The organism is uncultured Shewanella sp. (assembly GCF_947491715.1).
Taxonomy (GTDB): domain Bacteria; phylum Pseudomonadota; class Gammaproteobacteria; order Enterobacterales; family Shewanellaceae; genus Shewanella.
Genome location: NZ_CANLKR010000033.1, coordinates 42,671 through 51,932 on the forward strand (window position 1 = coordinate 42,671; position 9,262 = coordinate 51,932).

At 37.6% G+C, this 9,262-nt stretch carries 7 protein-coding genes; 4 read left to right on the forward strand and 3 right to left on the reverse strand.

The genetic code is table 11. The features are described from left to right. Nucleotides 1–220 precede the first annotated feature (220 nt). A complete protein-coding gene (locus tag Q0779_RS18515) occupies nt 221–1,258 on the reverse strand; it encodes a glycosyltransferase family 9 protein (RefSeq protein ID WP_298774907.1) in 1,038 nt (345 codons plus the stop codon). Between the two features lie 339 nt (nt 1,259–1,597). Here Q0779_RS18515 and Q0779_RS18520 point away from each other — a divergent pair, with 339 nt between their 5' ends. Next, complete coding sequence (locus Q0779_RS18520) at nt 1,598–2,713, forward strand: glycosyltransferase family 9 protein (protein ID WP_298774908.1); 1,116 nt, start codon at nt 1,598–1,600, stop codon at nt 2,711–2,713. Here Q0779_RS18520 and Q0779_RS18525 read toward each other — a convergent pair. Both Q0779_RS18525 and Q0779_RS18530 read right to left on the reverse strand, forming a co-directional pair. After that, a complete protein-coding gene (locus Q0779_RS18525) occupies nt 2,708–4,114 on the reverse strand; it encodes a phosphomannomutase CpsG (RefSeq protein WP_298774909.1) in 1,407 nt (468 codons plus the stop codon). The two genes, Q0779_RS18520 and Q0779_RS18525, sit on opposite strands and share 6 nt — an antisense overlap. After that, nucleotides 4,114–5,571 (reverse strand): mannose-1-phosphate guanylyltransferase/mannose-6-phosphate isomerase, encoded by a 1,458-nt coding sequence (locus Q0779_RS18530; RefSeq protein ID WP_298774910.1) that lies wholly within the window; start codon nt 5,569–5,571, stop codon nt 4,114–4,116. Before Q0779_RS18530 ends, Q0779_RS18525 begins: the two co-directional genes overlap by 1 nt. Nucleotides 5,572–6,069: 498 nt before the next feature. Here Q0779_RS18530 and radA point away from each other — a divergent pair, with 498 nt between their 5' ends. The 3 genes from radA to Q0779_RS18545 all read left to right on the forward strand — a co-directional run bounded on the left by radA (nt 6,070) and on the right by Q0779_RS18545 (nt 8,989). Continuing rightward, on the forward strand, nt 6,070–7,434 hold the full coding sequence (gene radA, locus Q0779_RS18535) for a DNA repair protein RadA (protein ID WP_298774911.1): 1,365 nt from the start codon (nt 6,070–6,072) through the stop codon (nt 7,432–7,434). Between the two features lie 583 nt (nt 7,435–8,017). Continuing rightward, nucleotides 8,018–8,413 carry a nuclear transport factor 2 family protein gene (locus Q0779_RS18540; protein ID WP_298774914.1) on the forward strand — a complete coding sequence of 132 codons (396 nt, stop codon included), beginning with the start codon at nt 8,018–8,020 and terminating at the stop codon, nt 8,411–8,413. Between the two features lie 213 nt (nt 8,414–8,626). Beyond that, a complete protein-coding gene (locus Q0779_RS18545) occupies nt 8,627–8,989 on the forward strand; it encodes a cytoplasmic protein (RefSeq protein WP_298774916.1) in 363 nt (120 codons plus the stop codon). The last annotated feature ends 273 nt before the right edge of the window (nt 8,990–9,262 follow it).

Below are 9,262 nucleotides of genomic sequence, written 5' to 3' on the forward strand. Positions count from 1 at the left end.
ATTATGGAGAATAATAAAGTGGAACGAGACATTGGTTTCAGTTGGTTTGAGTGATTTTTAGCAAATAGACTGGTGATGGAAGGAGAGCGAGGTTAAGATAGCTTTATTGTTTTTATATCCGTACATCCGTATATTCAATAACATGCCAAATGCCATTTTTATTACATCCTTGTACGGTTCATATGTGAAGAGTATTTTTGATAGAGTCAAAATAAAATATTCATGATTGATAGGTTTTTGTATTGTAGAGTTGGTTTACAGTTTCTAATATTAATTCTGGCTCTACAGTAAGAGAAAATGTTTCATGTTGATCCGCTGTTGGAAGCCAGCAAGATTTGGCGAGATCTTGTTCTCTATAGAGTGCAATAGTTGGTTTATTAAAAGAACTTGCGATGTGGACAATTGATGTGTCAACGGAAATAACTAAGGTACTATTTTTAACATAAGAAACTGAATCCATAATATTATTAATAGGTGGGCAGATAATATTGTTATCAAGATTCTTCCATACTTGGCTGTTTTCTATATAAGGGGGGATTAATAAAATAATAGACTTATTAGTTTTATTGAGTTTGACAATAATATTTTTTACTTGTGAGAGGTTTAATGTTCTTTTTATTGTTGAAGCAAATGGGTTAATTATAATATATGATTGAATATTATTTTCATTAAGGTAGCGTTCTACAGTTCTTCTAGACTCATTATTTTCATAGACTTTATAGCTATTACTGATAACATCAAACCCATAATCTTGAAGCATTTTACAGTACATTTTTGGTTTAGATAACTGTGTTAATCGCAATTCGGGGTTCAGGTGTATTGGTTGTGCTATCGATTTATATTTATCCCAGTATAAACCAATGGTTAAATGAGGCTGTAAGCAATAGCCTATGAGAGAACGAAAACTTCGATTGAGTTTACAAGGCTCAATAAGCAAGTCAATATCACCGACATTCGATGCTACTTTTTTACAATAACTTGGATATTGCCAGGCTCTTTTTTTATCAGGAAAGCAAAGGGGTTTAACACGTGGATCCGATTTAACAAGGCATAAGGTATTGTTGGAGCAAATGATATAGATGTTTGCACTATGCCATTTATAGAGTATTGCATCAATAACTGGAGAAAGCGAAAGGTAGTCACCGATAGGTAAGTTATAATTGATAATGACGTTAGGTGACTTGTTTAATTCGTTAATATTACTTAAGTTTTTTCTTTTTCTTGTAAATAAGCTGGAAATGACTTCCTTTGTATTCATATCGTAATAAATGCTCTATGTGTCAATGCTATTTTAAGCATTGGTTTTTAGATAAAATAACGATAGCATATAGACATGATTAAAAGTAAATATTTACGCATTTAAAATATTAATATATTGAACTCTGCATTTATCATCGGCTTTGTTGTATTCTTTGTTTTTTAAATGTTAACTTTTAGAGATATTTATTATTATTACTTCTCTTGAATTGTTCTCTATATGTTATTTTCAGAATAGAATAAAAGGTGTCTTTTTATCAATGACTGATTTAGTATTAAATAGAAGTATGTATTGAGTGCGAGTGCTTTGGGGGGCTTATGATCCATGGAATATTAAAATATGCTTAAACTTTTTAATTTATTACTTAAATATCAATGTTTTCGAAGAAAAAAGAGAAGTAGTATTGCATTGAGTAAGCCACGGATATTAGTGATACCCTATGATGCCATTGGTGATATGTTACTGACCTTACCTGTGTTTTCTGCAATTAAAAAGGCTCATCCCGACTGGGATATAGAAGTGTTATGCCATGAGCGGAGTGTTAAAGTATTAGCGCAATATCCATTTGTTGATAGGCTTTGGTGTTGGAATATCAATGCTAAACTCTTTCGTAATCGATATGATCAAAAAAAACGAGAAGAACTATACACTCGTTCTTTCACAAAAATTATTTATTTAGCTGAAAAGTGTAACTTTAGAAGTTTATTTCGTTTACAGCAGTTCACAACAGGTAAGCTATTAACTTTACCTTATTATTCTTTGAAAACCGATCCTAAAAAACGGATTGAGGAGGCGGTTTTTTACTCTCTTTTTGATGGTGTTGTGGGCAAAAATCATCAACAAGAACCTCATTTTGCATTACGAATGTTTAGTTCTGTTAGTCAAGGTGCTGAATATGTGAAGGAGGAAATGGATTTTTCACCTTATATACCGGTTGTTGAGCTTGATTATACATTTAACTCATCAAAACCCGCTGTTTTATTTAACCCTGCAGGTACCCAACCCGGTAATACATTATCAGAAAAAAAATCGGCATGGATAGTGAATACGCTGGTTAAGCTTGGTTGCCAAGTTTTTGTGTTTGATTTACCGAGTCAAACCAAACTATTTATTCAGGAAAACCTTAAGGCACAGGTGACTTTTATGCCATCGGCCCATATTTATGAAGGTGCACAGATCATTAGAATGATGGATTTTATTGTCACTACAGATACTTCTATCGGCCATTTAAGTAGCGCATTACTAAAACCTGCATTAATTTTAAGAGAAGATCAAATTTGGCGGGCAAGATGTGATCCTCTTGCCATCACGACAAAAGTATTGGTGTCTGATAACCCAGATGATATTAATACGGTTGATAATGATCTGATTATTCAGGCAATCGAAAGTTTAGTGTTTAATGCTCAGAAAAATCATACAAACGAGCAAGACATTGTTGGAAAATGTGTTTTATGATTTGGTGTTTTGACGGTTAATTAAAGAAATGATCTCATTGGTTTTTTGCTCAAGGAGTGACTTATCACCTTTTGACTCTATATTAAGTCGAATGACGGATTCAGTATTAGAATGGCGTAAATTAAAGCGCCATGCTTGTTGTTGGTTTATAAAAGTAAAGCTAACCCCGTCACATGTGTCTAGGTTTGAGGCATGTTCTTGATAATGTGCTTTGACTCTATTGATGGCTTCAACGGGCTGGTTGACCTTTATATTAATTTCACCTGAGTTTGGAAAAGTTTGCTGGCCTTTGGCAACCATTGCAGAAAGGGGGATGGTTTTTAGGCTTAATAACTCAATGAGTAATAACCAAGGGATCATACCACTGTCACAATAAGAAAAGTCTCGAAAGTAGTGATGGGCGCTATTTTCTCCGCCATAAACAGCATTGGTTTGTCGCATTTTTTGTTTAATAAAAACATGTCCAGTTCGGCATTGTATAGTTTGCCCTAAAAAGGATTGGCAAATCTGCTGCGTATGCCAAATCAAACGTGGATCATGCACAATGCTTGAGTGGGGATCTTTTTGTAAAAAAGCCTCGGCGAGTAAACCCACAATATAATAGCTGTCAATGAATTCACCTTGTTCATCAAAAAAAAAGCAGCGGTCAAAATCTCCATCCCAAGCAATACCTAGATCTGCCTGATAACGTTTGACTGCTTTTTGTGTGTCATGTCGATTCTCTTTCAGTAACGGGTTGGGTATACCGTTAGGAAAGTGCCCGTCAATCTGATGATTCATTTTGATAAACTTAAGAGGCACGCTATGTCTTTTAAAGTGTGATTCCAGCTCATCGATAATTTGTGCCGCAGGGCCATTGCCTGCATTAACAAGGATCGTGAGTGCTTTGATATGATGAGGTTGAATGTAAGACAAAAGGTGACTGATATAGTCCGACATAAGATTGAGTGAGCGGCAGTTACCTCTTGTGAGATGAGGGTTTGAAAAATTTTGGCTTTCAGCCAATGCTTTTATTGATAATAATCCGTTGGTTGGGCCAATAGGTTCGGCATTTTTGCCTACTAACTTCATGCCGTTAAAATCAATGGGGTTATGACTCGCGGTCACTTGAATACCAGCGTCTAATTGAAGATGGAAAGTGGCAAAATAAACCTCTTCTGTACCGGTTAATCCTAAGTCGAGTACATTAACACCTGCATCCATCAATCCATTTGCTAACGCCCGTTTTAGACTCACCGAGCTGAGTCGTGCATCACCGCCAAGCACCACGGTTTTAGGTTTAATCACGTCTGCAAAAGCTCTTGCTATTCGATAGGCGATTTCGGTGTTTAGCTCTGTTTCGAGTTTTCCTCGAATATCATAAGTTTTAAAGCAAGTGAGGGAGCGTGATTGTACTGTCATTATTGTCGGCCATAGTGATCATTGAAGCGAACAATATCATCTTCTTCTAGGTAAGTACCCGACTGTACTTCAATTATTTCAAGATCGTCTTTACCTGAGTTTTCAAGAGAGTGGATAGTGCCAATAGGAATATAAGTGGACTCATTGGCACTGAGTAATAATTGTTTGTCTCCATTAGTGATTTTGGCTGTGCCGGATACGACTATCCAGTGTTCAGCTCTATGGTGATGCAGTTGTGTGGACAGCTTGCCCCCAGGTTTAACACTTAAGCGTTTAACTTGAAAATGTTCACCTTTGTCAATGAGATCATACTTCCCCCATGGACGAAAGACTTCTCTGTGTTGCTTATGTTCTATTCTATTTTGTTTTTCTAGGTGGGCAACGACTTCTTTGACTTGCTGTACCTGATCTTTTTTGGCAATCAATACCGCATCTTTGGTTTCAATGACAATAAGATCTTTTAATCCAACAATAGCGATGAGTTTATTGTCAGCCTGAACGAAGGTATTATGGCTATTGATGTTAATCACATCTCCTTTTAGGCTATTACCGGATTTGTCTTTATCGCTGATGTCCCATAGTGCAGACCAACTGCCGACATCGCTCCAAGAATGATGTAAAGGAGCCATGACTGCTCGATGTGTTTTTTCCATAATCGCGTAATCAATAGAGTTGCTTGGGCAAGCATTGAATGCGTGAGGATCAATGCGAATAAAATCTAAATCTTGTTGAGCATTTGCCATCGCATGTTGACAAGCAGTCAATATAGCTGCTTGATATTGTTTTAATTCATTTAAGTAAACACTGGCTTTCATTAAAAATATGCCACTGTTCCAGAAGTATTGCTTGTCGTTTAAATAAGTTTTAGCAGTGATTAAATCTGGCTTTTCTGTAAAACTGTTGACGGTAAAACTGTCAAGTTCCTGCTCATGGCATGTTTTTATTTTTGTACCGACTTTAATGTAACCATAGCCCGTTTCTGGGTGCGTAGGAGAAACCCCAAAAGTGACGATATGATCAGCTTGAGCTAGTTTTGAGGCTTTTGCTAATGTTTGGCAAAAAGCCTCTGCATGCTGAATGTGATGATCGGCAGGCAAAATTAATAACAAGGGGTCGACGTTATTTTGCTCATTTTTATTATTTTCTTTCAATGCTATTGCATGCAAGGCACCTAATGCGGTAGCTGGAGCAGTATTTTTGCCTGTGGGTTCTAAAATGATCCCATTGTGAGGTATGTTTTTTTCTCGTAATTGCTCGGCAATTAAAAATCGATGGGCTTCATTGCAAATGATAATGGCAGGTAAGTGGGGCAATGTTTTTAAACGTTCAAGGGTACCTTGTAGTAAGCTTGTATCTTCTAATAGTGACAGACATTGTTTTGGGTAGTGTTCGCGGGATAATGGCCAGAGTCTTGTGCCTGTCCCCCCTGCGATAATAATGGGTAAAATTGCTTGCATCTTGTTGCTCGTGTAACTTGCCTTATTAGAAAATAGTGGCAGAGTGCCATAAAAAAATCTTGTCAGTCATATGGAAAGCTTAGCAATGATTGAACTTGCTTCCGTTTAGAATACCTTAATTTTACTTCTTCAGTTATATCAATTAGTTCTCTAACTCCTATAATACGCCATAATTGTGCTTCTCGTTGTTTCTTTTTGAGTGAGTTTATTAAAAATCGGTTTAAAATGGGTTTTCGGCGTTAAGGGGGAGCAATGGCTGAATGAGTGAAGCCGGTAAGTCTGGGATCATTGGCGGTATTATTCTCTCTAATGGGTTAATATATTAATCCTAAAAGTCAGAGGACACTGTAATTTAGTAAAGATTTTTTACTTTATAGGTTAAGGGGTTATCGGCATTACCGCGATTGTTTTTACAATTTTATTATCTATGTCAATTTATGGCGCTTAAATCTCATCGCTTCGCTAGGGATGAATGTAACGGACGAATATTAAAAAATTATGGCAAAAAATAAAACGGCTTATGTGTGCAATGAATGTGGACAAGATTTTCCGAGATGGCAAGGTCAATGCAGTGCCTGTCAAGAATGGAACACAATAACTGAAGTCCGTTTGGGCCCACCCATTGCGGGGAAATCGGCCTCTTTCAGTGGTTATGCAGGACAAGGTTCAAGTGAAATTAAAACGTTAAATCAAATTGATTTGGATGAGCTCCCTCGTATCGCCAGTTCTTTTACCGAATTAGATAGAGTGCTTGGCGGTGGCATTGTTCCCGGTTCGGCTATTTTAATCGGTGGTCACCCAGGGGCGGGTAAAAGTACGTTATTATTACAAACTTTATGCTTGTTAGCTGAGTCTATGTCTGCGTTGTATGTGACCGGAGAGGAGTCATTACAGCAAGTGGCTATGCGGGCTAATCGGTTAGGGCTGCCAACAGCTAATTTAAAAATGCTGTCAGAAACCAGCGTTGAACAAATTTGCCAAATTGCGATGCAAGAAAAACCCAAAGTTATCGTGGTTGATTCCATTCAAGTCATGCATATTAGTGAAGTGCAGTCATCTCCTGGCAGTGTCTCCCAAGTGAGAGAATCCGCTTCCTATTTAACACGATTTGCTAAACAAAATGGGATTGCGGTCATTATGGTTGGGCATGTGACAAAAGATGGCAGTCTTGCAGGTCCTAAAGTATTGGAGCATTGCATTGATTGTTCTGTGATGTTTGAAGGGGACAGTGACAGCCGATATCGAACCTTGCGTTCTCACAAAAATCGTTTCGGTGCGATTAATGAGCTTGGGGTTTTTGCCATGACGGAAAGAGGGTTAAAAGAAGTGGCAAATCCGTCCGCGATATTTCTTTCTCGTGGGAATGAGGATGCATCGGGATCTTTGGTGATGGTTGTTTGGGAAGGCACGCGCCCTTTGCTGGTGGAATTACAAGTGTTAGTGGATAGCTCGGCTATGGGAAACCCAAGACGAGTGGCTGTGGGCATGGATGCGAATCGATTAGCTATGTTGTTAGCTGTGATGCATCGTCATGGTGGTTTGATGATGGCGGATCAGGATGTCTTCGTCAATGTGGTTGGTGGGGTAAAAGTGACAGAAACCAGTGCCGATCTCACGTTATTATTAGCCATGGTGTCCAGTTTTCGAGGAGATGTGTTAGCCCGCGATTTGGTCGTGTTTGGTGAAGTGGGTTTATCGGGTGAAATAAGGCCGGTACCGAATGGTCAAGAGAGGATAACGGAAGCGGCTAAACATGGGTTTAAACGCGCCATTGTGCCAGATGCGAACGTGCCTAAAAAAATCCCTGCGGGTATGACCATTATTGGTGTCAGTAAGCTCACTCAAGCGCTAGAAGCACTGTAGATTTTATCTTATCTCCCTGTGTACATTATCGCTTGCATGGGGTTAGTGATTGCTCACTTAAGTGCTAGAAGTACTGTCGGTTGTTGATTTTCCTCTTGTGCCTGTGCTTATTATTGGTTACATGGGGTTAGAGATTGTTCAATGAAGCGCTAGAAGTACTGTCGGTTTTTGATTTTCCTCCTGTTTCTGTGCTTATTATTGGTTACATAAGGTTAGAGATTGTTCAATGAAGCGCTAGAAGTACTGTCGGTTTTTGATTTTCCTCCTGTTTCTGTGCTTATTATTGGTTACATGGGGTTAGAGATTGTTCAATGAAGTGCTAGAAGTACTGTCGGTTGTTGATTTTCTTCCTGTTTCTGTGCTTATTATTGGTTACATGGGGTTAGAGATTGTTCAATGAAGCGCTAGAAGTACTGTCGGTTTTTGATTTTCCTCCTGTTTCTGTGCTTATTATTGGTTACATAAGGTTAGAGATTGCTCAATGAAGCGAGATGACGTATGTTCATATATCCTTTTACAATGCTTATATTATTGAGTTGGTTAACCTAATGAAAAGCATAGACTTAATACAAGGAAAGAATGAATGTCTATTAATACCCTAGCAGCTTGGCATCAATTAGTGAGCAACAGAAACCCTAGTGGTTTGTCAGAATTACTCAGTGATGATGTTGTTTTTTATTCTCCCGTTTTACATACCCCTCAAGCGGGGAAAAAAATGACTCAACATTATTTAAGTGCCGCATTTTATATTTTTTTGAATGCGCCTTTTCGATATGTTAGAGAAGTCGTTGACAGTCATAATGCCATCTTAGAGTTTGAAGTTGAAATTGATGGGATCAGTATTAATGGTGTGGATATGATTCGGTGGGATGAAACGGGAAAAATTGTTGAATTTAAAGTCATGATCAGGCCACTTAAAGGTGTGCATCTTATTCAACAAAAAATGGCTGAGATGCTAAAGCAAGCTGAGAATGCTTAGGAATGAATAGAGCCGCTGTTTAGTAAATCATCCAGTATCACGGGTATAGATAAGGCAAAGCGAAGTGGTCTTTGCCTTATTTGTTTATTTCATCACAAAAAAACAGAGATAATGAACTTAATCACAAACTTTAGTTGAAGGATAAGAAAAGATTGACCGATAAAAAAAATCATGCTTATTATTAATGAAGTCAAGCGAATAGATAGGTAATGTATGACAGCAATCACTCATGTTTACAACTACACCATTCGATGTCCCCACGTTAAAGATCCCGCCCATCCAACCAGTTGGCTAAATCATATTGAAATAAATCATTCTTCTGAGATAGCCCTTGATCGTATTAAAAAATGGCATAATCATTCAGGAACGCGTGTATTTGAGTATGAAGGATTTACGGTGAGGCAAGCAGAGCAAGAAGACGCTTATTTTTCATTGCAAAGCGATCGGTTTAAGGAAGACTTCCATACTCTTGTAACAATTAAAATTTATATTGATAGAAAAACAAAAGATACATCTGTGCAAGATATCATGCAGCATGTTATTCGAGATTATCACGTACGTCTCAGTAAGATTTAATTTTTCTTGTATACCCAATTCAGAGAATCCTTGTTTTTATGTCTGGGTTGGGGAGCTCTATAGCTAAATTATTTTTCATTCCGGCTGAGTATGTCATTTTATATTGATTTAGCTATAAGATCTTATCAATAGCCACTCAATGTATTGATTTTATCTTTGTTCTTCGTTTTTATTCCTTTCTTATGATCTGTGACTCATACCAATCTGCACTCAAATATGATCTAATATAGTACGATTTCATTTCGCTTTTAAATATGTCAAATTATTCAGCAG